Origin of the sequence: Nonomuraea aurantiaca (assembly GCF_020215705.1) — a bacterium.
Taxonomy (GTDB): Bacteria; Actinomycetota; Actinomycetes; order Streptosporangiales; family Streptosporangiaceae; genus Nonomuraea; species Nonomuraea aurantiaca.
Genome location: NZ_JAIWNB010000004.1, coordinates 265,977 through 287,385, shown reverse-complemented (window position 1 = coordinate 287,385; position 21,409 = coordinate 265,977). Strand labels below are relative to the sequence as shown.

Here is a 21,409-nt window from a genome sequence, read left to right as displayed (position 1 = left end):
TCGATGAAGATAAGATCCACGGCGTCGGCGGTCGCGATCACCGCTGCTCTCGCCCTGGTCGTCTCCGCGTGTGGCGGTGGCGGCTCTGCCAAGAAGACCGGTGGTTCCGGTGCTGAGGCACCCGCCAGCCAGTACAACGCCGGAGTGACGCAGGTCGTCAACCCGTCCGACAAGACGGGCGGCACGCTCCACATGGGCATGCCGGGCGACTTCGACTCGGTCGACCCCGGCGACCAGTACTACGGCTACGCCTGGAACTTCTCCCGCCTTTACACGCGCGCGCTGACCATGTTCAAGCCGGTGCCGGGCAAGGAGGGCCTCGAGCTCGTCGGTGACCTGGCCGAGGGCCTCGGCAAGGCCAGCGACGGCGGCAAGACCTGGACGTACACGCTGCGCAAGGGCATCAAGTTTGAGGACGGCACCCCGGTGACGTCCAAGGACGTGAAGTACGCCGTCGCCCGCTCGCTGGACAAGGAGATCCTGCCCAGCGGCCCGACCTACTTCAACGACTGGCTCGACAACGGCGACTACACCGGCCCGTACAAGATGAAGGACAAGCTCGACTCCTGGAAGGGCATCGACACGCCCGATGACCAGACGGTCGTCTTCCATCTGAAGAAGGCCTACGGCGGCTTCGACTACTTCGCCATGCTCCCGTCGACGGCCCCGGTGCCGGCGGCCAAGGACACGGGCACCAAGTACAAGGAGCACCCGGTCGCGACCGGCCCGTACATGTTCAAGGCCCACGAGCTCGGCAAGCGCATCGAGCTGGTCAAGAACCCCAACTGGGACGCGGCGACCGACCCCAACCGCAAGCAGCTCAACGACTCCGTCGAGGTGCTGCTCGGCCAGAACGAGGACGACCTCGACCAGCGCCTGCTCTCGGGCAAGATCGACGTCAAGATCAACAGCACCGGCGTGGGGGCCAACGCCCGCAAGACCGTCCTGACGGACGACAAGGTCAAGCAGTACGCCGACTCCGCGCCGCTCGACCGCACCTGGTTCACCAACCTCAACGCGGACGTGCCGCCGCTGGACAACGTCCACTGCCGCAAGGCCGTGCTGTACGCGGCTGACCGCTCCGCCATCCAGGGCGCCTACGGCGGTCCCGACGCCGGTGGCGAGGTCGCCCTCAGCCTCATGCCGTCGAAGATGACCGGCTACGAGAAGAACGACCTCTACGGCGTCGAGGCCAACCCCGGCGGCGACGTCAACAAGGCGAAGGAAGAGCTGAAGGCCTGCGGCCAGCCCAACGGCTTCAGCACCACCATCTCCTTCCGCGTCGAGCGCGCGGCGGAGAAGCAGACCGCCGAGTCGCTGCAGCAGTCGCTCGGCCGCGTGGGCATCAAGCTGGAGGTCAAGGGCTTCCCGCAGGGTGACTACTTCAAGCTGTACGCCGGCAAGCCCGACTTCGCCAAGAAGAACGGCCTGGGCCTCATGGTCTACGGCTGGGGCGCCGACTACCCCGAGGGCTTCGGCTTCTTCCAGCAGATCGTCGACAGCCGCGTCATCCGCGCCGCCGGTAACACCAACCTCGGCGTGAAGGACCCGGAGATCGACAAGCTGGTCGATCAGGCCGCGGCCGAGCAGGACGCCACCAAGCGCAACTCGATCTGGGCCTCGGTCGACAAGAAGGTCATGGACGACGCGTTCATCCTGCCCTACGTCTGGGCGCACGGCCTGTTCTACCGGCCGCCGACGCTGAAGAACGCCTTCATCAGCCAGAACTTCGGGATGTACGAGTTCCTGACGCTGAGCACCCAGTAACCCGGTCCGGGAAAACCTCCGGAACGTTCGTCGAAAGCAGGTGAAGGCTTCGGCGGCCGGGCCCACAAGGCCCGGCCGCCATAGCCGAGATCAGTGGCCACATACATCATCAGACGGTTGATAGCGGCCGTCATGCTGCTCTTCGTGGTGAGCATCGCGACGTTCGCCATCTTCTTTCTCGTCCCGCGACTCGCCGGGATGTCCGCTGACGACCTCGCTTCCCGCTACGTGGGCAAGGCCGCCAACGACCAGATGATCCACGAGGCCGCCATCAGGCTGGGCTTCAACGACCCGCTGGTCGTCCAGTACGGGCGGTTCGTGAAGGGCATCTTCGTCGGTGTCGACCGCAACTACGGTCCCGGCATCGAGCACTGCCCCGCCCCGTGCCTCGGTTACTCCTACGTCACCCAGAACCCGGTGCTGCCCGACCTGCTCGACCGGCTGCCGATCACCCTGTCGCTGGCGCTCGGCGCCGCCGTGGTGTGGGTGGTGTTCGGCGTCTCGACGGGCGTGCTGTCGGCGCTGCGGCGCGGCAGCTTCTTCGACCGCCTCTCGATGGGTGTGGCCCTGGCGGGCGTCTCGCTGCCGATCTTCTTCACCGGCATCGTGTCGCTGGCCATCTTCCGCGACCAGCTCGGCCTGGTCGGCGACGTCGCCGACTGGGTGCCGTTCTCGGAAGACCCGCTCACCTGGGCGAACAACCTCATCCTGCCGTGGGTGACGCTGGCCTTCCTGTACGCCGCCGGTTATGCCCGGCTCACCAGAGCGGGCATGCTGGAGACCATGTCGGAGGACTACATCCGCACGGCGCGGGCCAAGGGCCTGCCCGAACGCATGGTGGTGGTCAAACACGGCCTGCGTGCCACGCTCACGCCCGTGATGACGATGTTCGGCCTCGACCTGGGCCTGCTGCTCGGCGGCGCGGTGCTGACCGAGAGCACCTTCTCGCTGCCCGGCATCGGCAAGTACGCGGTCGACGCCATCAACAACAACGACCTTCCCCAGGTGATGGGCGTCACGCTGACCGCGGCGGTCTTCATCATCCTGGCCAACCTGATCGTCGACCTGCTCTACGCGGTGGTTGACCCGAGAGTGAGGCTGACGTGAGCGAGAGTCCCTTTCTCGACGTCAAGGACCTGAAGATCCACTTCTCGACCGACGACGGCGTGGTCAAGTCCGTCGACGGGCTGTCCTTCAGCCTCGAACGCGGCAAGACCCTGGGCATCGTCGGCGAGTCCGGATCGGGCAAGTCCGTCACCAGCCTCGGCATCCTCGGCCTGCACCGCGGCAAGAGCGCCAACGTCTCCGGCGAGATCTGGCTCGACGGCGAAGACCTCGTCACCGCCTCGCAGGAGCACGTACGCCGGCTGCGCGGCCGGAAGATGGCGATGATCTTCCAGGATCCCTTGTCGTCGATGCACCCCTTCTACTCGGTGGGCGACCAGATCATCGAGGCGTACCGCATCCACCACAAGGTCTCCAAGAGCGTGGCCCGCAAGCACGCCATCGACATGCTGGGCCGGGTCGGCATCCCCGAGCCCAAGCGCCGGGTCGACTCCTACCCGCACGAGTTCTCCGGCGGCATGCGCCAGCGCGCCATGATCGCGATGGCGCTCTCGTGCGACCCCGAACTGCTCATCGCCGACGAGCCGACCACCGCGCTCGACGTGACCGTACAGGCGCAGATCCTCGACCTGATGCGCGACCTGCAGCGGGAGTTCAACTCCGCGCTGATCATCATCACCCACGACCTGGGCGTGGTGGCCGAGCTGTCCAACGACATCCTGGTCATGTACGCGGGCAAGTGCATCGAGTACGGCTCGGCCGAGGACATCTTCTACCGGCCCGAGCACCCCTACACGTGGGGCCTGCTCGGCTCGATGCCCCGGCTCGACCGGGAGCCCACCGAACGGCTCCTGCCCGTCAAGGGCACCCCGCCGTCGCTGATCAACGTGCCGTCGGGCTGCGCCTTCCACCCCCGCTGCCCCTACTCCGACCAGACCGACGGTCAGTCCAAGGCCGAGATCCCTGCCTTGATCAACACCGACCCCGGCCACCTGGTGCGCTGCCACCTGAGCAGGACGCAGCGGCGGACGCTGTGGGAGAACGAAGTCAAGCCAGTGCTGGAGACGCAGTGACCACCTCGAACGAGCCGCTTCTTTCCGTCCAGGACCTGGAGAAGCACTTCCCGGTGACCAAGGGCCTGCTCAAGCGGCAGGTCGGGGCCGTCAAGGCGGTCGACGGGATCAGCTTCGACGTGTTCAAGGGTGAGACGCTCGGCCTGGTGGGGGAGTCGGGCTGCGGCAAGTCCACCACCGGCCGGCTGGTGACCAGGCTGCTGGAGCCGACCGGAGGCAAGGTCGTCTTCGAGGGCCGCGACATCACCCACATGAGCCAGGGCAAGCTCCGGCCGCTCCGCCGCGACATGCAGATGATCTTCCAGGACCCCTTCTCGTCGCTCAACCCCCGCCACACGGTCGGCACCATCGTCGGCGCCCCCTTCCACATCCAGGGCGTGCAGACCGAGCACGGGGTCAAGAAGGCCGTCCAGGACATCCTCCAGCTGGTCGGCCTCAACCCGGAGCACTACAACCGCTACCCGCACGAGTTCTCCGGCGGCCAGCGCCAGCGCATCGGCATCGCCCGCACGCTCGCGCTGAAGCCCAAGCTGATCATCGCCGACGAGCCGGTCTCGGCGCTGGACGTCTCGATCCAGGCCCAGGTGGTCAACCTCCTGGAGGACCTGCAGAACGAGCTGGACCTCACCTATGTGGTCATCGCCCACGACCTGTCGGTGGTCCGCCACATCAGCGACCGGGTCGCGGTGATGTACCTCGGCAAGATCGTGGAGATCGCCGACCGCAAGCGCCTCTACAGCAGCCCCATGCACCCCTACACCAACGCGCTGCTGTCGGCGGTACCGATCCCGGATCCCAAGGCCCGCGCGGACGGCGACCGCATCAGGCTGACGGGCGACGTCCCGAGCCCGCTCAACCCGCCGCCGGCCTGCCGCTTCCACACCAGGTGCTGGAAGGCCCAGGACATCTGCAAGACGGTGGAGCCGCCGCTGGAGGAGCTGGCCAGTGGCCACCGGGTGGCCTGCCACTTCCCGGAGAACGCCCCCGAGCCGGCGCCGAAGACGGCCGCCGCGACCTCCTGACGCCGGTCGGCGGATGGGGCCCCACCGCCGACCGGTTTCGAGCGGATCGGCGGATGCCGGCCGCCACCAGACCGGCGGATGCCGGCTGCCGCCGGACCGGCGGATGCCCACCGCCACTGGATCGGCGGTTGCCGGTCGCCACGGTGACGATCAGGAAGCGGCGCCCGGCGTGGCGAGGCCCGTCTCATAGGCGAGGACGACCGCCTGCACGCGGTCGCGCAGGCCCAGCTTGGTGAGCACATTGCCGACGTGCGTCTTGACCGTCGTCTCGCTGACCACCAGCTTCCGCGCGATCTCGGCGTTGGACATCCCCTTGGCGATCAGCCGCAGCACCTCCAGCTCCCGCTCGGTCAGCCGGTCGAGCCGCGCCGGGGTCGCCTGCTCGTACGCCGACGGCAGCCGCTTCGAGAACCGGTCCAGCAGCCGCCGGGTCACGCTGGGCGCCACGATCGCGTCGCCCGCCGCCACCACCCGGATCGCCTGCACCAGTTCGTCCGGCGGCACATCCTTCAGCAGGAACCCGGAGGCGCCCGCCCGTAGCGCCTCCACGATGTACTCGTCCAGGTCGAACGTCGTCAGCACCAGCACCTTCGGTACGTGCGCCGTCGGCGCCGCCTCCCGTACGATCCTGCGTGTCGCCTCGATGCCGTCGACCCCGGGCATCCGGATGTCCATCAGCACGACGTCGGGCAGCAACGCCCGCGTCTGCTCCTGCGCGTCCTTGCCGTCACCGGCCTGCCCCACCACCGTGATGTCGGGCTCGGCCTCGAGTATCAGGCGGAAACCGGTGCGCAGCAGCGGCTGGTCGTCCACCAGCAGCACCCTGATCGTCATGGTGAGTCCTTCAACGGGAACCTCGCGCGCACCTCGAAACCGCCCCCCGGTCGCGGACCGATGCTGAGGATTCCACCATAGAGGGCAACTCGCTCGCGAATGCCCACCAAACCATGCCCTGGCGGCCCGGAGAGGCTCGCCGCCCCCCGCCCGTCGTCCTCCACCCGCACGTCCAGCTCACGCGGACCATGGCGTACGGTCACCACCGCCTCGGCGCCCGTGCCCGCGTGCCGCAGGCTGTTGGTCAGACCCTCCTGGATCAGCCGGTAGGCGGCCAGATCGACTCCGGCGGGGATCGGCCGGGCATCACCCTCGATCGACAGCCGCGTGGGCAGCCCCGCCTCCCGCATCTGCTCCACCAGCGCCGGCAGGTCGTCGATCCCCGGCTGCGGCCCCAGCTCGGCCCGGGCGTCGGTGCGCAGCACGCCCACGATGTTGCGCATCTCGCTCATCGCCATCCGGCCCGTGTGCTCGATGGCCGACAGCGCCTCACGCGCCATATCCGGATCGGCGGCCAGAACCCGGCGCGCGGCCGCCGCCTGCACCGTCATCACGCTCACGTGATGGGCCACGACGTCGTGCAGCTCGCGGGCTATCCTCGAGCGCTCCTCGGCCCGCGCGGCCCGCGTGTCGGCCGCGTAGGCGCGCTCCAGCCGGGCCGCGCGGTCCTTCAGCTCCTCCAGGTAGGCGCGGCGCAGCCGCAGGCTCCGCCCGGCCCCCCAGACCGCGAGGAGCACGATGAACGCCACCAGGTGCTCACTCCAGTTGGCGCCGGTGACCGGGCTCAGCGTCCCGGCGAACGCGTAGGCCAGGAACGACAGCAGCAGCGCGCACAGCGCCACGGCCAGCCCCCGCAGGGACGCCACCGAGTAGAGCAGCACCAGCACCGGCGCCGCCGCCACGCCGGAGCCGTAGCCCAGCCCGGTCAGCAGCGTCTCGGGCAGCAGCCCCGCGCACAGCGTGGCCAGCGGCCAGCGCCTGCGCACCGCGACCGGGGCGCACGCCAGCACCACCAGCACGGCGCCGAACGTGTCGGCGCCCCGTATCCCGTCGGCCGCCTGCCCGCCGGCCGGCTCCAGCAGCGCCGCATCGGAAGACAGGAAGAGCCAGACCGAGACCGCGGCCAGCGCCACGGCGAACAGGGTGTCGTGGAACCTGGCCCGATCGATGCGCACCGCTTCACTGTAGGTCCAGGTGAGAGCCAGGAACCTCCTCCCAGGGGAGGAGAGCCGGACTCCTACAGCCGTCCATGGCCGCCCGCCGGTCGCTCCGGACCGTGCCGCCGGTGACCGCCCGCCGACTGCTTCAGACCGTGCCGCCTGCAGCTCGGCGGTTGCTCCGTACTGTGCGGCCTACAGCTCGTCGGTGGCCGCCCGGCGGTTGCTCCGTACGGTGTCGCCCGGTTGCCGGTCGGGCACCGGCGGCGGGGTGCCGCCGAACTCCGGGCAGAGCGCCTGATGGTCGCACCAGTCGCACAGGCGGCTGCGCCGCGCCCGCCACTCGCCCGTCTCCAGCGACCGCTCGATCGCCGTCCACAGCGCCCGCACCTTGCGCTCGGTGGCCAGCAGATCGGCCTCGTCGGGCGCGTAGCGCAGCACCTCGCCGCCGCCGCCCAGGTAGACCAGCTGCAGCAGCCTCGGCACCTGGCCACGCAGCCGCCACAGCACCAGCGCGTAGAACTTCATCTGGAACAGCGCCTTGGCCTCGAAGTCGGGGCCCGGCGCGCTGCCGGTCTTGTAGTCGACGACCCGCACCTCGCCGCTCGGCGCCACGTCGAGCCGGTCGACGTAGCCGCGCAGCATGAGACCGCCGTCGAGGACCGCCTCCACATAGAGCTCCCGCTCGGCGGGCTCCAGCCGCGTCGGGTCCTCCAGCGTGAAATAGCGCTCCAGCATCGCCCGCGCCTGCGCCAGCCACGTCGCCTGCTCGTCGTCGTCGGCGAACATCTCGGCGTAGTGCGGATCGTCGGACAGCAGCCGCTCCCACTGCGGCTCCAGCAGCTCCAGCGCCGCCTCCACCGAACGCCGCGGCGCGGGCAGGTCGTAGAGGCGCTCCAGGACCGCGTGGATCACCGTGCCGCGCACGGCGGCCGCCGAGGGTTTCTCCGGCAACTGGTCGATCACGCGGAAGCGATAGAGCAACGGACAGGTCATGAAGTCGCCCGCCCGGGAGGGGGAGAGGGCTCCGATGATCACCGGTTCGGTCAACGTCATGCACCGCACTCTAGGTCAAGAGCCCGACAGAATAGGGCCCGTGAAGCCGGGAGTACCTCGTCCGGCGCGTAGCATCAAGGCAGCGGACAGCACGTAATGAACGGCAAGGAGCGCGGTGAGCGAGCAGAGCCCGCAGCAGGAATTTTCCGGTCTTCGGATGGGAAAGCCGTTCGGCATCCCGGTCTACGTGTCGTGGACGTGGTTCATCGTCGCGGCCTTCATCACCTGGATGTTCGGTGACCGGGTGCGGGCCATGTTGCCCGAGCTCGACGCCACGGCGGCCTACGCCGTCGCCTTCGTCTTCGCCATCCTCCTCTATGTCTCGGTCCTGCTGCACGAGCTGGCCCACAGCGTGCTGGCCAAGTCCTACGGCCTGCCGGTCCGCCGGATCACCCTCTACCTGCTCGGCGGCGTGTCGGAGATCGAGAAGGAGCCGCCGACCCCCGGCAAGGAGTTCATGGTCGCCGCCGCCGGCCCGGCGCTGTCGCTCGGCCTGGCCGGGATCGGCCTGGCCGCCGACGTCTTCCTGATCAACGGCGGCGGCATCCCCGAAGTGCTGATCTGGCAGCTGTGGCTGGCCAACCTCATCGTCGGCGTGTTCAACCTGCTGCCCGGCCTGCCGCTCGACGGCGGCCGGATGCTGCGCGCCGGCGTATGGAAGCTGACCAGCAACGCCGGATCCGGCACCATCGCCGCCGCTTGGGGCGGCAGGGTGCTGGCCGTGCTGCTGGTGGTGTCGCCCATCGCCATGCCGCTGATGAGCGGGCAGGAAGTGGACCTCCGCGACCTGCTGTGGCCGCTGGTGCTGGCCTCCTTCATCTGGCTCGGGGCCACCCAGTCGCTGCGCGTGGCCCGCATCCGCGCCAGGATCCCGCAGGTCAACGCCCGTACGCTGGCTCGCAGGGCGATCCCCGTCGTCGCCGAGACCCCGCTGTCGGAGGCGCTGCGCCAGGCCGCCGAGAAGCGGGCCGGCGCCCTCGTCGTCGTCGACCATGAAGGCCGCCCCGTCGCGATCGTGCACGAGGCGTCCGTACAGGCCACTCCCGAGCACCGCCGCCCCTGGGTGAACGCCGGCTCCATGGCCAAGTCGCTGGAGCCGTCCATGGTGCTGGCCGCCGACCTTACGGGGGAGGCGCTCATCGACGCCATGCGCGAGGCCCCGGCGGGCGAATACCTGCTCGTGGAGCGCGGCGGCGAGATCTACGGCGTGCTCGCCACGGCCGACGTCAACCGTGTCTTCAGCGGCGTCTGATTTGTCCCACTCGTATAACCGGCAGCCCCCGGCTAGTGTCGTGTCCAGTGATCAGGTGATTCCGGATCGCACCCGGCGGTTCGAGGATGAGACGGCTGGCCGATAGTGTTCTGTTCGGCCAGGTTTATTGCGGTCCACCGGTCCACCGGTTCACCGAATCGAGACGGGGGCGGCCGCGACGCCGCCTCGCCGTATGGGTATGCGTATGGCTGGTGGCCGGGCACGGCAGTGCGGGTGCCGTGATGACGCCGGCCTCCGGGGAGGAGAGTTGAGTGACCGAGCGCAGCGAGGGCACCGATGAGCGCAGCACGGTCGTCATGAAGGAGGAGTCATGACGGGCCAGGGCTTCGGGGCGGTACGTCCGCTTCCCGGAGATGGGCTGGTCGCCTATCTGGGCGGGCTGTTGCTGGTGTGCGACGCGGCCGAGGCCGCGGCCGATGAACTGCTCAAGGCACTACGCGAGACGGCCGCCGCCGGGGGCGACGGCAGAGCGCTGGCCAGGCGCGCCGCCCAGGTGCTCGCGGCCAACATGACCGGCGACCCCGCCACCTGCGCGGTCGCGGGACCGGTCGACGGCGGCGTGGCCGTCCTGGTCAGCGGCTCCGCGTCGGCCACGGTCACCACGGCGTCCGGCGAGACCCGGCTGGCCGGCAGCGACTCGCTGACCTGGGCCGACCGGCTCATCAACGGGCCGGTCCAACGCGTCTCGCTGAGCCTGCCCGGCGGGGGCGAGCCGCATCCCGCGGTCGGCTTCGACGGCGGCGTGGTGCACGGCGGCGGGCTGGTGGGCGACTTCGGTGAGGTCGCCGAGCGGCCCGCAGCGCAGTCCAGACCGCTGACCAGCGAGCTGCCCAACACCGCCCTGCACTTCGAGCCCGACCTGGTCGTGCCGCCGCCGGTGCAGATGGCCCCCTATCCGCTGTCGGGCAACGACCAGCCCGCCACCCCCTCGGGTTCCACCCCCTCGGCCGCCGGTCCCTCGGGCCCGCAGCCGTTCTCGGGACCCCAGCCGTTGTCGGGCCCCCAGCCCGCCTCAGGGCCTCAGCCGCAGCCCCCCGCGCAGGAGCAGCCGCCGTTCCTGTCGGCGGTCCCGGACCCGCCGCCCCCCGCCGAGCAGCCGAGCGGGTTCCCCACCTACGACGAGCCGGCGCCCGTGCACTCCGGCAACGGCACGATGCCCGAGCAGTACGAGCAGCCCGCCTCGCCCTACGACCAGCCGCGTGAGCAGTACGACCAGCCGCGCGAACACTTCGAGCAGCCGCGCGAGCACTTCGAACAGCCCCGCGAATTGTTCGAGCAGCCGCCGCCTCCGCCCGCCCAGGAGGAGCACGGCGACCGGCAACTCGTCTACGGCGTCGACTGCAAGAACGACCACTTCAACGACCCGCGCGTGCCCTACTGCGCGGTCTGCGGCATCGCGCTCGTCCAGCGCACTCTCGTACCGTACAAGGGGCCGCGACCCCCGCTCGGCGTCCTCATCCTCGACGACGGCACCGCGCTCCCGCTGGAGAGCGACTACCTGCTGGGCCGCGACCCCGAGCGCGCGCCGGAGGTGGCGGGCGGCACGGCCAGGCCCGCCAAGGTGACCAGCCCCGACGGGTCGGTGTCCCGCAGGCACCTCCGAGTGGCGCTCGACGGCTGGGACGTCAACCTGGTCGACCTGGGGTCGGTCAACGGCACCCAGATCCAGCCGCCCGGCGACCCCAACTTCTACGACATCCCGCCCAACGAGCCCGTCACCATCGTCCCGGGCACCACCGTCCGCGTCGGCGTCTCCCGCACGATGCGCTTCGAAGCCCACCGGGGATGAGCCCTTCGTCCTGAATCTTCCAGCTCCTCCCTGAACGCCCGTGCTCCCTGTGGGGGGCGCGGGCGTTCAGCTGTGACCGCCACCGACCCGCCACTGTGCGCCACGCGCCACCGATCCGCCACCGTGGGCCACCCGCCACCGTGCGCCGCCCGTCACTGGACGCGCCACGATGCCTGCGACAATGCGCCGCCCGCCACGATGCGCCAGCCGCCGGCCAGGGCTGAGGGCCTTCAGGAAGGCGGCGTCAGCCCTTTCGCCTTGAGCCTTCTCGCTCCTGGCCTTCTCGCTCCTGGGCACTCTCGTCCGGGGCTTCCTCGGCACGAGGCCTCTCGTTCTGGGCCCTCTGGTCCTCAGACCTATCCCCTTCGGTCGGGCCGTCTCGCTTTCGGTCGCGGATCCAGCCCATTTCCGGGCGGCCGACACCGGTCGGCCAGGAGCGTGCCGGACGTCGCGCAGGGTGCGGTCAGGAGGTCGTCCGGGCGAGGCAGGCTTTCAGGAGGTCGTACGGCCGGAATAGGCGTTCAGGAGGTCGTACGGGCGAGATAGGCGTTCACGAGGTCGTCGACCGGCAGCGACAGGTCGAGTGCGACGCCGCGCTCGTCGGGGCCGAGGGGTTCGAGGGCTGCGAACTGCGAGGCCACCAGCGACTCGGGCATGAAGTGGCCGGGCCGGTGCGCCACCCGCTTCCTGATCATGTCGATGTCGCCGTCGAGGTGCAGGAAGATGGCCTCGGGCGCGGCCTCCCGCAGCAGGTCGCGGTAGCGGCGCTTCAGCGCGGAGCACGCCACCACGGCCCCGGTGCCGGCGTGCTCGGCGAGCCAGGCGCCTACCGCGCGCAGCCACGGCAGCCGGTCGGCGTCGTCGAGCGGCATTCCGGCGGTCATCTTGGCGACGTTCGCGGGGCTGTGGAAGTCGTCGGCGTCGGCGAACGGCACCCCGAGGCGTTCGGCGAGCGCGGCGCCGACGGTGGACTTGCCGCATCCCGTCACCCCCATCACGACGATGAGCTGCGGGCGGGGGGAGTCGTCCATGCGGGGCAACCTCTCGGGCTCGGATGCGCGTCAGACCAGACAGCTTGCGTCGTATCAATCAAGCTGAGAAGTCGAATAATCATACTTTTGACCTCGAAGCATGTGAGGCATGAGGCAGGTGAGAGAGGCGTCACAGACGCGAGCCTGCACGGCAGCCTGCTCGATGAGCTGGGCGCCCTTGTGGTCACGGCCCATCCTGCCTCACCGGACGCTGCGCGAAGCCTCGGGCAACGACATGCTCGGCGCGCTCACCACGGTGGTCGCGGAGGCTGGCGCGCCGGTTACGCAGCGGTGCCGCTGATGCGTGACCACGCAGGCGATGCCCCGTTGGTGCGGGGACACCCGTCGTTCTCTAGAGAGGAAAGATGCGAAATATGCCGACGATTACTGCGGCGCTCGGCGGTCGCGGCGGGTGTACGAACCAGGCGGTCCGCAAAGCCGTTTCCGCGCCAGGCAGGCTGCCTATTCGCCAGGCCACGCACCGGCCCGGGCCGGCGGCCCGCCTGTTGGCTGAGGCGTCCTTGAGCAGCGGGATCGAGAGAGCCGCGACCCCGCCGCGGGTGTCCGGAAGGCCGTGTCAACCCATTCTGTGGAAATCACGAAATTTCCAAGTTTGGGGATAGGAAAGCGGCGAAGAATCTCCCGGAAACCGCTGCACGGAAAAGGTCGTCGTACCCATCGGACCCACCCGTAGGTCATCCGTATTCTCGTGATCCGGCCCGTCCCGAATCCGGCCGGCCGCCCGTCACGTGCAGGGGAACGCCTGCACGCCGCGTAACAGCCGGATGGCCGCCTCCAGCCCGCTGGCGGCCTCCAGGGCCCGGCCCGCGGCGGTGGCGAAGCGGCTCAGCAGGTGCTCCTCCGGCTCCCCGAACCGGCGCCCCGCGACCCACAGGAACACGTGGTCCCTCGTGGCGAGCGGCACCGGCATGGCCAGGAAGCCGGGCTCGCCCATCGCCGTGTCCGGCACGATCAGCAGTCGGACGGACCGCGTGGCGAGCGTTTTGAGCACCCCGGACTCCTCCAGCCACGGGCGTACCCGCAGCGGATCGACCGGGGGCGCGTGCACATTGACGGCCTGGGCGACCTCCCGTAGCGCGTCCACCCGTACGAATCCCGCGTAGGCCGTTCCGGTGACCGCCGCGGCGGTCCCGCTCAGCCTGTCGATCAGACCCGCGGGGTCCAGGCAGGAGAACGAGGCGATGAGTTCGCGCATGGCGACGTCGACACGGTTGTAAGTCATCGCTGTATCCCTCTGAGGAGGGGAAACGAGATCGCGCAGGGTGATCACGCGTATCTCAGGGGCGGTGCCCCGAGTCTCGCCGCCGCCGTGTCACTTGACCACCCCCAAACCGGAAACCGGGATTTCCGGTCAGCTGGGGCGCAGACGCAGCCACTCCACCTCGTCCGCCCGGCTCCCGTCCTCCTTGGGGTACAGCTCCCGGTGAATGGACTCCCGGACGAACCCGGACCGCTCCAACACCCGGTGCGAGGCCGTGTTGCCCAGGGCGGTGCCGGCCACGATCCGGTGCAGGGGAGTGTGGGTGAACGCCCAGTCCACCAGCAGTCGCACGGCCCGCGTCATGAACCCCCTGCCCCGGAAGTCCGGCAGCAGCGAATAGCCGATCATGCCCTGCCCGATCATCGGCAGCACCTGCACCAGTTGCAGGTGCCCGGCGAACTCCCCGGACACGGCGTCCCTGATCGCCAGCTCGATCCGCTGCCCCGACACCCACCAGTAGCCGGTGTAGCGGCAGCGCCGCTCGTTGTCCTCCAGCGTGGCGCGCGGCCCGAACCCGTAGGCGGCCACGCTCGGCTCGCGCATCATCCGGTGGAAGTCGGCGGCGTCGGCCACCTCCATCGGCGTCAGCCGTACCACTCCGTCGCTCAGCTCACCGCCGTCGAAGAACGGCAGGTACGGATCGGCCGCCGCACCGGAGTCGCGCCGGAGCCTGGCAAGCGTGATGACGTCGGTGCGGCGCCCGTCACGCTGCACCTTGGCGTCACGCCTGCGCCCCTCCTCCTGGAAACCGGCCTTGTAGGCGACCCGCAGGCTGGCGATGTTCTCGACGACGGCGTGCAGCTCCACCCGCTCGACGCCATGGTCGAACAGCCACTCGGTCACCGCTCGCGTCGCCTTGGTCACCACGCCCTTGCCGCGCGCCCACGGCGCGGCCAGATAGCCGATCTGCGCCACCCCCCACGGGTCGGGCGGCTGTACGCCGATGGCGCCGACGTAACGGCCGTTCTCGGTGATCGCGAACTCCGCGCCGCCGTCCGCCCACTTCCGCTCCGCCGCCCGCAGGTAGTCACGCGCGTCCCGCAACGTGTACGGCGACGGCAGCACGTACAGGAAGCGCGCCGTCACCGGATCGTCACAGGCACGCGCGATCGCCTCGGCGTCGGAGTCGGAGGGAGAACGCAGCACCAGGGAACCGGTGGAGATCACTTCGCGCGGAAACATCCCTCATAGATATCGCGCGTCAAGGCGTGCTCGAAAGCCCTATAACCTTGCCGACATGGGTTTCCGCAGGCATGGGCCGTTCCAGGCGGGGGATCAGGTGCAGCTCACCGACCCCAAGAACAAGCGCCACACGATCACGCTCAAAGAGGACGGCGTCTTCCACACGCACAAGGGCGCCATCCCCCACAGCGACCTGATCGGGCAGCCCGAAGGCTCCGTGGTGCGCTCCTCCGGCGGCACCCAATACCTCGCCTTCCGCCACCTGCTGCAGGACTACACCCTGGCCATGCCGCGCGGCGCCGCCGTGATCTACCCCAAGGACGCCGCGCAGATCGTCGGCATGGCCGACGTCTTCCCCGGCGCCCGGGTGATCGAGGCGGGGGTCGGCTCCGGCGCGCTGACCTGCTTCCTGCTGCGCGCCGTGGGTCCCGAGGGCCACGTCACCTCCTACGAGCGGCGCGAGGAGTTCGCCGACGTCGCGCGCAAGAACGTGGAGAAGTTCTACGGCGGCCCCATGGACGACACCTGGCGGCTCGTCGTCGGCGACCTGGTGGCCTCGATCGACGAGGTGGACGTCGATCGCGTCATCCTCGACATGCTCGCCCCGTGGGAGTGCGTCGACGCCGCCGCCAAGGCCCTCACACCGGGCGGCGTCATCTGCTGCTACGTGGCCACGACGACCCAGATGTCCAAGACCGTCGAGGCCATTCGCGATCACGGGAGTTTCACCGAGCCCCATGCGTGGGAGACCCTGGTTCGCGACTGGCATGTCGAAGGGCTCGCGGTGAGACCGGATCATCGGATGATCGGCCACACCGGTTTCCTCGTCAGCGCCCGTCGCATGGCGGACGGTGTGGCACCGCCACCACGCCGCCGACGACCGAAGGGGACCACTGAAGAACTATGACAATTTGGCCACGAGGGTGCGTTGGTGCGTGACACGGGAACAGATCGCCGTGTTCCTATGCTGCCAGTATTAAACGCACTATTAGGGATTATTCGCCGAACACTGAATGTCACACGACGAACACTGCCCGGCCAGGTTACGGAGGGGCCCGAGATAGGTAAGGTCCTTAGTAGTCGCCCTCGACTGGGAAGGAGGTGACGGGGCGTGGCAGCTCGCGATGATGCTGAGGCTCGAGCCGCGCAGCGCGAACGGGAGGTCGCTGATCTTTCAACACAGGTCTCCTTCCTCCAAGAGGAGATCACCGCGCTGAGGCGGAAGCTGGCCGAGTCACCCCGTCAGGCCAGAGTCCTTGAAGAGCGTCTCCACGAGGCGCAGGCGAACCTCGCGGCCGTCACCGGCCAGAACGAGCGCCTGGTCGCCACACTCAAGGAGGCCAGGGACCAGATCGTTGCCCTCAAGGAAGAAGTTGACCGGCTGGCACAGCCGCCATCCGGGTTCGGCACCTTCCTGGAGGCCAGAGAAGACGGCACGATCGAGGTGTTCACCGGCGGCCGCAAGCTGCGGGTGAACGTCAGCCCCGCCGTCGACGTCGACTCGCTCCGGCGTGGCCAGGAGGTCATGCTGAACGAGGCGCTCAACGTGGTCGAAGCCCTCGGCTACGAAGAGGTCGGCGAGATCGTGATGCTCAAAGAGCTCCTCGACCAGGGGCAGCGCGCACTGGTCATCTCGCACGCGGACGAGGAGCGCGTCGTACGTCTCGCCGAGTCACTGGTCGGGCAGCCGATCAGGGCGGGCGACTCGCTGCTGCTCGAACCCCGCTCCGGCTACGTCTACGAGCGGATTCCCAAGTCCGAAGTCGAAGAGCTCGTGCTCGAAGAGGTCCCCGACATCTCCTACGAGGAGATCGGTGGCCTGATGAGGCAGATCGAGCAGATCAGGGACGCCATCGAGCTGCCCTACCTGCACGCCGACCTGTTCCGCGAGCACAAGCTGCGCCCGCCCAAGGGCGTTCTGCTCTACGGCCCGCCCGGCTGCGGCAAGACGCTCATCGCCAAGGCCGTCGCCAACTCCCTGGCCAAGCAGGTCGCGGAGCGCACCGGCCAGGAAGGCAAGAGCTTCTTCCTCAACATCAAGGGCCCCGAGCTGCTCAACAAGTACGTCGGCGAGACCGAGCGGCACATCCGCCTGGTCTTCCAGCGGGCTCGCGAGAAGGCCTCAGAGGGCACCCCGGTGATCGTGTTCTTCGACGAGATGGACTCGATCTTCCGCACCCGAGGCTCCGGCGTCTCCTCGGACGTCGAGAACACCATCGTTCCCCAGCTCCTGTCGGAGATCGACGGTGTCGAGGGCCTGGAAAACGTCATCGTCATCGGCGCCTCCAACCGCGAGGACATGATCGACCCGGCGATCCTGCGGCCCGGCCGCCTGGACGTCAAGATCAAGATCGAGCGGCCCGACGCCGAAGCGGCGAAGGACATCTTCTCCAAGTACCTCATCTCCGAGCTGCCGCTGCACCCCGACGACCTCGCGGAGCACAGCGGTTCTCGCGAAGGCACCATTCACGGCATGATCCAGAGCGTCGTGGAGCGCATGTACACCGAGAGCGAAGAGAACCGCTTCCTCGAGGTGACCTACGCCAACGGCGACAAGGAAGTCCTCTACTTCAAGGACTTCAACTCCGGCGCGATGATCCAGAACATCGTCGACCGGGGCAAGAAGATGGCCATCAAGCAGTTCCTCGAGAGCGGCCAGAAGGGCCTGCGGGTGCAGCACCTGCTCACGGCCTGCGTGGACGAGTTCTCCGAGAACGAGGACCTGCCCAACACCACCAACCCCGACGACTGGGCCCGCATCTCCGGCAAGAAGGGCGAACGGATCGTCTACATCCGCACGCTCGTGTCGGGCAAGCAGGGCGCGGAGGCGGGTCGGTCCATCGACACCGTCGCCAACACCGGCCAATACCTGTAAGAAGCTGCTGAGAAGGGCCGCGCGGATCCCCGCGCGGCCCCTTCTCATGCCGCCTCATCTTCACCGCCGCGCCGAGGGACCCCTGTGAAAATTGGGACCAACGGAACCGAAGTGATCGTTGTGCCGTCCAACAGGGCGTGCAACCACCCAACCGGCCGAGGAACTCGCGCGGAGAAGGCCGGCTGGCCGAACTCGATCTGCTCAGGTTCGTCGCCGCCCTCGCGGTGCTGGCCTTCCACTACCTGATCGCGTTCGCCTCGGTCTGGGGAGACCGGCCCGCCGAGCTGTTCCCCGCCGTCGCCCCGTTAGCCGGGCTCGGCATCCTGGGCGTGGAGTTGTTCTTCGTCATCAGCGGCTTCGTCATCCTCATGAGCGCGTGGGGGAGAGGGCTCGGAGCGTTCGCCCGCAGCAGGTTCGTCCGGCTCTACCCGGCCTACTGGCTCAGCCTCGCCGCCGTCGCCGCTCTCTACGGCCTCACCGGCGTCAAGGCGCTCGACCCCAAGCTTTCGCCGGGCGAGTATCTGGTGAACGCCAGTATGTTCCAGCGGCTGTTCAAGATCGTGGATGCCAGCGGCGTCTACTGGTCGCTCTGGGCCGAACTCCGCTTCTATCTGCTCATGGCCATTCTCGTGATCATCGGTGTCACCTACGGCCGCGTCCTGATCTTCGCCGGTGTCTGGCTGGCCGCCGCGCTCGGCGCCGAACTGCTCGGCAACGAGGTGCTCAACGAGATCGTCATGCCCCGCTACGCCCCCTACTTCGCCGTCGGCATGGCCCTCTATCTCATCCACAAGCACCGCAACGCCGTGCTTCCCTGGCTCTACGTCGCCTGCGGCTACGTCCTGGCGGTGTACTCCGCGCTCGAACGCGTCCACGGCCGGATCAAGGTCGCCGGATTCAAGAGCATGCCCGTCAGCGACCTCAGCGTGATCATCACCATCACGGTCATCTTCGCCGCGATGTCGTTCGTCGCCCTCGGCGTGTTCCGGCTACGACCGTCCAGAACGCTCACCGCGCTCGGCGCGACGACCTACCCGCTCTACCTCTTCCACTCGGTCGTCGCCGTGGCTCTCATCCCCGTCCTGGCCCCCAGGATGGCCCCCTGGGCCGCCGCACTCACCACCACGCTCGCGGCCGTGCTCGTGTCCTACCTTGTCTACTCCCTTGCCGAACGCCCCATCCAGCGTCTTCTTAAGCCCCGGGTACGTCCACAATCCCCCCCACCCCCTTCCATAAAGGTGGAAAAGACTGCGGTGCCATAACTCTGTGACCCTGGGGCACTGTGAAGGGCATAGGCTCGGGCATATAAACGGCGGATAGGCAGATCCGGACGAACAGAGGGTGTTGCATGACGGTGCGTCGGGTGATGGGCATCGAGACCGAGTACGGCATCTCCGTACCAGGTCAGCCAGGCGCCAACGCGATGGTCACGTCCTCGCAGGTGGTGAACGCCTACCTGGCGGCCTCCGCCGCCAGAGCGCGCAGGGCGAGGTGGGACTTCGAAGAGGAGAACCCACTCCGCGACGCTCGCGGCTTCGACCTGGCCAGAGAGGTCGCCGACCCCAGCCAGCTCACCGACGAGGACCTCGGCCTCGCCAACGTCATCCTCACCAATGGCGCCAGGCTCTACGTCGACCACGCCCACCCCGAATACTCCACCCCCGAATGCACCAACCCGCGCGCCGCCGTCATCTGGGACAAGGCCGGCGAACGCGTCATGTACGACGCCGCCCAGCGGGCCTCCGCAATCCCGTCCAACGCCCCCATCCAGCTCTACAAGAACAACACCGACGCCAAGGGCGCCAGCTACGGCTGCCACGAGAACTACCTCATGCGGCGCGCCACCCCCTTCGCCGACATCGTCCGCCACCTCACCCCGTTCTTCGTCTCCCGCCAGGTCGTCGTGGGCGCGGGCAAGGTCGGCATCGGACAGGACTCGCGCGGCGAAGGCTTCCAGATCAGCCAGCGGGCCGACTTCTTCGAGGTCGAGGTGGGCCTGGAGACCACGCTCAAGCGGCCGATCATCAACACCAGGGACGAGCCGCACGCCGACCCGGAGAAGTACCGGCGACTGCACGTGATCATCGGCGACGCCAACATGTCGGAAATTTCGACATACCTGAAGTTGGGCTCCACTGCCCTCGTCCTCGCCATGATCGAGGACGGCTTCCTCAGCCGCGACCTCGCCGTCGAGAACCCCGTACAAGCTCTGCGCGCGGTCTCCCACGACCCCACCTGCCGCTACGAGATCCCCCTGCGCGACGGCCGCAAGCTCACCGCCATCCAGCTGCAGATGGAGTATCTCGAGCAGGCCCGCAAGTACGTCGAGGAACGCGGCACCGCCCAGGAAGAGATGAACAAGGACATCCTCGACCGCTGGGAATCCGTCCTCACCCGCCTGGCCGAAGACCCCATGCAGCTCTCCCGCGAACTCGACTGGGTCGCCAAACTCGAACTCCTCGAGGGCTACCGCACCCGCGACTCGCTCACCTGGTCACACCCCCGGCTGCAACTCGTCGACCTGCAATACTCCGACATCCGCCCCGACCGCGGCCTCTACAACCGCCTCGTCGCCCGCGGACGCATGCAGCGCCTGGTCACCGAGGACGACGTCCAGCGCGCCGTCGAGAACCCGCCCACCGACACCCGCGCCTACTTCCGCGGCCGCTGCCTGCGCCAGTACAGCGAGTCCGTGGCGGCCGCCTCGTGGGACTCGGTCATCTTCGACATCCCGGGCCGCGAGTCCCTCCAGCGCGTGCCGACCCTCGAACCGCTGCGCGGCACCAAGGCCCACGTGGGCGAGCTCTTCGACCGCTGCCGCACCGCCGCCGACCTGGTCGCCGCCCTCACCGGCGGAGACTAGCCGCCGTACGGCTCCATCTGGCGGCTGACTCCGTACAGGCTCCAGATGGGGGGTCGACTCCGTACAGCTCCATCGGGGGCTGGCTCTTTACAGGCCGATTTTTTACGGCAAAGCACGGGAAGGCGCCAACGCGCGCACGTGGCCGGGCCCCGTCCAGGGGAACGCTTCTCCGGCGATACATGGCCGGCCGCCGTCACGTCGCGCTCCCGGCCATGGACGTTCCCTTCCGGCACCCGGAGGCGTCCCGTCAGAGCGAGCGGATTCCGGCACCGGCGACGTCCCGTCAGAGCAGGCCGATGCCCAGCGTCAGCGTGCCCACCGCCAGCGCCGCGCCGCCCACCACCGTCAGCCCGATGAGCTTGCTCGGCTTGGTGTCACTGGGACGGACCACCGACAGGAAGAAGCCGAGCGGCATGAGGATCGGGGCGGCCACGATGAGGACGCGGACCAGGCTCTTCAGGCCGTCCGAAAGGTCCGTCTGATCCACGTAGAGCATCGACACGAGGCTGAACAGCACCAGCACGCCCGCGTGAGCGTGACCGGCCCGCCAGAGGCTGCGGCGCACCGGGTTGTCGTTGTAGCCGGGCACGTTTCGCATGAGGAACGTCAGCAGCGAGAGGCCGCCGAACGCCACCGCCGGGACTGTGATGAGGAGCACACCTGCCGTGCTCAGAGACGAGGGGGACATCGAAACCTCCTGTAGGGCAGGGGCCTCATTATTGGATAGGGGAACTATCTAGTCAAGTCGGCAAGATCGCGGGGCCTTGGGCGCGAAATGTCGCCCGGTTCGGGGAAGATATGCCTAGAGAGCAGTCCCCCAAGCGGAGGTAGGTAGGACATGGCAAGCAAGGACACGGGTGGCCAGAAGCAGGCCGGTCGGCGCGAGAGCGAGGTCGAGGAGACCGAGGCCTCGGCGGCGCCGGACGTGCAGGAGCGCCAGGAGAAGCTGACCGACGATGTCGACGCAATTCTGGACGAAATCGACGAAGTTCTCGAAGAGAACGCAGAGGAATTCGTGCGCAGCTACGTCCAAAAGGGCGGAGAGTAGGGCAAAACGGACATCGAAATCGGGGGGAATGGGGTGGGAACGCCTGAAGGAGTGAAGTGGTGTCCGGACTGTAAGGAGGTGAAGGGGGTCTC

General features: G+C 68.6%; 19 protein-coding genes. 12 read left to right on the top strand and 7 right to left on the bottom strand.

Annotation, left to right across the window (positions count from 1 at the left end):
* The first annotated feature begins 3 nt into the window (after positions 1 to 3).
* From LDL49_RS13190 to LDL49_RS13175, 4 genes are all read left to right on the top strand, one after another.
* The gene (locus LDL49_RS13190; protein WP_225291291.1) at positions 4 to 1,767 is read left to right on the top strand and encodes an ABC transporter substrate-binding protein; all 1,764 of its coding nucleotides are present in this window, start codon (positions 4 to 6) and stop codon (positions 1,765 to 1,767) included.
* 93 nt (positions 1,768 to 1,860) lie between these two features.
* Positions 1,861 to 2,874, top strand: coding sequence for an ABC transporter permease (locus tag LDL49_RS13185; protein ID WP_225291290.1), 1,014 nt, complete (start codon positions 1,861 to 1,863; stop codon positions 2,872 to 2,874).
* The gene (locus tag LDL49_RS13180; RefSeq protein ID WP_225291289.1) at positions 2,871 to 3,905 is read left to right on the top strand and encodes an ABC transporter ATP-binding protein; all 1,035 of its coding nucleotides are present in this window, start codon (positions 2,871 to 2,873) and stop codon (positions 3,903 to 3,905) included. The genes LDL49_RS13185 and LDL49_RS13180 overlap by 4 nt, the downstream gene beginning before the upstream one ends.
* The gene (locus LDL49_RS13175; RefSeq protein ID WP_225291288.1) at positions 3,902 to 4,927 is read left to right on the top strand and encodes an ABC transporter ATP-binding protein; all 1,026 of its coding nucleotides are present in this window, start codon (positions 3,902 to 3,904) and stop codon (positions 4,925 to 4,927) included. The genes LDL49_RS13180 and LDL49_RS13175 overlap by 4 nt, the downstream gene beginning before the upstream one ends.
* Before the next feature lie 150 nt (positions 4,928 to 5,077).
* Here LDL49_RS13175 and LDL49_RS13170 read toward each other — a convergent pair whose 3' ends face one another.
* The 3 genes from LDL49_RS13170 to LDL49_RS13160 all read right to left on the bottom strand — a co-directional run bounded on the left by LDL49_RS13170 (position 5,078) and on the right by LDL49_RS13160 (position 7,974).
* Positions 5,078 to 5,761: a response regulator gene (locus LDL49_RS13170; protein ID WP_225291287.1), complete on the bottom strand. Its 684-nt coding sequence runs from the start codon at positions 5,759 to 5,761 to the stop codon at positions 5,078 to 5,080.
* Positions 5,758 to 6,936, bottom strand: a complete 1,179-nt coding sequence (locus LDL49_RS13165; RefSeq protein WP_225291286.1) for a sensor histidine kinase — start codon at positions 6,934 to 6,936, stop codon at positions 5,758 to 5,760. The genes LDL49_RS13170 and LDL49_RS13165 overlap by 4 nt, the downstream gene beginning before the upstream one ends.
* A gap of 177 nt (positions 6,937 to 7,113) precedes the next feature.
* Positions 7,114 to 7,974: a RecB family exonuclease gene (locus LDL49_RS13160; RefSeq protein WP_225291285.1), complete on the bottom strand. Its 861-nt coding sequence runs from the start codon at positions 7,972 to 7,974 to the stop codon at positions 7,114 to 7,116.
* Positions 7,975 to 8,089: 115 nt separating this feature from the next.
* Between LDL49_RS13160 and LDL49_RS13155 the strand changes: the two genes are divergently transcribed.
* Together LDL49_RS13155 and LDL49_RS13150 are read left to right on the top strand one after the other, a co-directional pair.
* A complete protein-coding gene (locus tag LDL49_RS13155; RefSeq protein ID WP_225291284.1) occupies positions 8,090 to 9,226 on the top strand; it encodes a site-2 protease family protein in 1,137 nt (378 codons plus the stop codon).
* Positions 9,227 to 9,557: 331 nt separating this feature from the next.
* A complete protein-coding gene (locus LDL49_RS13150) occupies positions 9,558 to 11,036 on the top strand; it encodes an FHA domain-containing protein (protein WP_225291283.1) in 1,479 nt (492 codons plus the stop codon).
* 521 nt (positions 11,037 to 11,557) lie between these two features.
* Here LDL49_RS13150 and LDL49_RS13145 read toward each other — a convergent pair.
* Positions 11,558 to 12,067 carry a gluconokinase gene (locus LDL49_RS13145; RefSeq protein WP_225291282.1) on the bottom strand — a complete coding sequence of 170 codons (510 nt, stop codon included), beginning with the start codon at positions 12,065 to 12,067 and terminating at the stop codon, positions 11,558 to 11,560.
* A 109-nt stretch (positions 12,068 to 12,176) separates the two neighbouring features.
* On the opposite strand from LDL49_RS13145, the gene LDL49_RS13140 reads away from it, so the two are divergent.
* On the top strand, positions 12,177 to 12,368 hold the full coding sequence (locus LDL49_RS13140; RefSeq protein WP_225291281.1) for a hypothetical protein: 192 nt from the start codon (positions 12,177 to 12,179) through the stop codon (positions 12,366 to 12,368).
* Between the two features lie 444 nt (positions 12,369 to 12,812).
* Here LDL49_RS13140 and LDL49_RS13135 read toward each other — a convergent pair whose 3' ends face one another.
* Positions 12,813 to 13,310, bottom strand: a complete 498-nt coding sequence (locus LDL49_RS13135) for a hypothetical protein (RefSeq protein ID WP_225291280.1) — start codon at positions 13,308 to 13,310, stop codon at positions 12,813 to 12,815.
* A 129-nt stretch (positions 13,311 to 13,439) separates the two neighbouring features.
* Positions 13,440 to 14,531: a GNAT family N-acetyltransferase gene (locus LDL49_RS13130; RefSeq protein WP_225291279.1), complete on the bottom strand. Its 1,092-nt coding sequence runs from the start codon at positions 14,529 to 14,531 to the stop codon at positions 13,440 to 13,442.
* Positions 14,532 to 14,586: 55 nt separating this feature from the next.
* Between LDL49_RS13130 and LDL49_RS13125 the strand changes: the two genes are divergently transcribed.
* The 4 genes from LDL49_RS13125 (at position 14,587) to dop (ending at position 20,269) form a co-directional block, all read left to right on the top strand.
* Complete coding sequence (locus tag LDL49_RS13125; protein ID WP_225291278.1) at positions 14,587 to 15,438, top strand: tRNA (adenine-N1)-methyltransferase; 852 nt, start codon at positions 14,587 to 14,589, stop codon at positions 15,436 to 15,438.
* Positions 15,439 to 15,642: 204 nt separating this feature from the next.
* Positions 15,643 to 17,406, top strand: a complete 1,764-nt coding sequence (arc, locus tag LDL49_RS13120; protein ID WP_225291277.1) for a proteasome ATPase — start codon at positions 15,643 to 15,645, stop codon at positions 17,404 to 17,406.
* A 137-nt stretch (positions 17,407 to 17,543) separates the two neighbouring features.
* Positions 17,544 to 18,668: an acyltransferase family protein gene (locus LDL49_RS13115; RefSeq protein WP_225291276.1), complete on the top strand. Its 1,125-nt coding sequence runs from the start codon at positions 17,544 to 17,546 to the stop codon at positions 18,666 to 18,668.
* An 86-nt stretch (positions 18,669 to 18,754) separates the two neighbouring features.
* A complete protein-coding gene (gene dop, locus LDL49_RS13110; RefSeq protein WP_263654939.1) occupies positions 18,755 to 20,269 on the top strand; it encodes a depupylase/deamidase Dop in 1,515 nt (504 codons plus the stop codon).
* A gap of 283 nt (positions 20,270 to 20,552) precedes the next feature.
* Here the strand turns inward: dop and LDL49_RS13105 are convergent, their stop codons facing one another.
* Positions 20,553 to 20,957, bottom strand: coding sequence for a hypothetical protein (locus tag LDL49_RS13105; protein WP_225291275.1), 405 nt, complete (start codon positions 20,955 to 20,957; stop codon positions 20,553 to 20,555).
* A 150-nt stretch (positions 20,958 to 21,107) separates the two neighbouring features.
* On the opposite strand from LDL49_RS13105, the gene LDL49_RS13100 reads away from it, so the two are divergent.
* Positions 21,108 to 21,317 carry a ubiquitin-like protein Pup gene (locus tag LDL49_RS13100; RefSeq protein WP_225291274.1) on the top strand — a complete coding sequence of 70 codons (210 nt, stop codon included), beginning with the start codon at positions 21,108 to 21,110 and terminating at the stop codon, positions 21,315 to 21,317.
* Positions 21,318 to 21,409: the final 92 nt, after the last annotated feature.

What these genes read in the sequence shown, in the direction of transcription:
- LDL49_RS13190 (WP_225291291.1), top strand. Translation starts at nt 4, where the DNA reads ATGAAGATAAGATCCACGGCGTCGGCGGTCGCGATCACCGCTGCTCTC.
- LDL49_RS13170 (WP_225291287.1), bottom strand. Translation starts at nt 5,761, where the DNA reads ATGACGATCAGGGTGCTGCTGGTGGACGACCAGCCGCTGCTGCGCACC.
- LDL49_RS13160 (WP_225291285.1), bottom strand. Translation starts at nt 7,974, where the DNA reads ATGACGTTGACCGAACCGGTGATCATCGGAGCCCTCTCCCCCTCCCGG.
- LDL49_RS13150 (WP_225291283.1), top strand. Translation starts at nt 9,558, where the DNA reads ATGACGGGCCAGGGCTTCGGGGCGGTACGTCCGCTTCCCGGAGATGGG.
- LDL49_RS13145 (WP_225291282.1), bottom strand. Translation starts at nt 12,067, where the DNA reads ATGGACGACTCCCCCCGCCCGCAGCTCATCGTCGTGATGGGGGTGACG.
- LDL49_RS13140 (WP_225291281.1), top strand. Translation starts at nt 12,177, where the DNA reads ATGAGGCAGGTGAGAGAGGCGTCACAGACGCGAGCCTGCACGGCAGCC.
- LDL49_RS13135 (WP_225291280.1), bottom strand. Translation starts at nt 13,310, where the DNA reads ATGACTTACAACCGTGTCGACGTCGCCATGCGCGAACTCATCGCCTCG.
- LDL49_RS13130 (WP_225291279.1), bottom strand. Translation starts at nt 14,531, where the DNA reads ATGTTTCCGCGCGAAGTGATCTCCACCGGTTCCCTGGTGCTGCGTTCT.
- LDL49_RS13125 (WP_225291278.1), top strand. Translation starts at nt 14,587, where the DNA reads ATGGGTTTCCGCAGGCATGGGCCGTTCCAGGCGGGGGATCAGGTGCAG.
- dop (WP_263654939.1), top strand. Translation starts at nt 18,755, where the DNA reads ATGACGGTGCGTCGGGTGATGGGCATCGAGACCGAGTACGGCATCTCC.
- LDL49_RS13105 (WP_225291275.1), bottom strand. Translation starts at nt 20,957, where the DNA reads ATGTCCCCCTCGTCTCTGAGCACGGCAGGTGTGCTCCTCATCACAGTC.
- LDL49_RS13100 (WP_225291274.1), top strand. Translation starts at nt 21,108, where the DNA reads ATGGCAAGCAAGGACACGGGTGGCCAGAAGCAGGCCGGTCGGCGCGAG.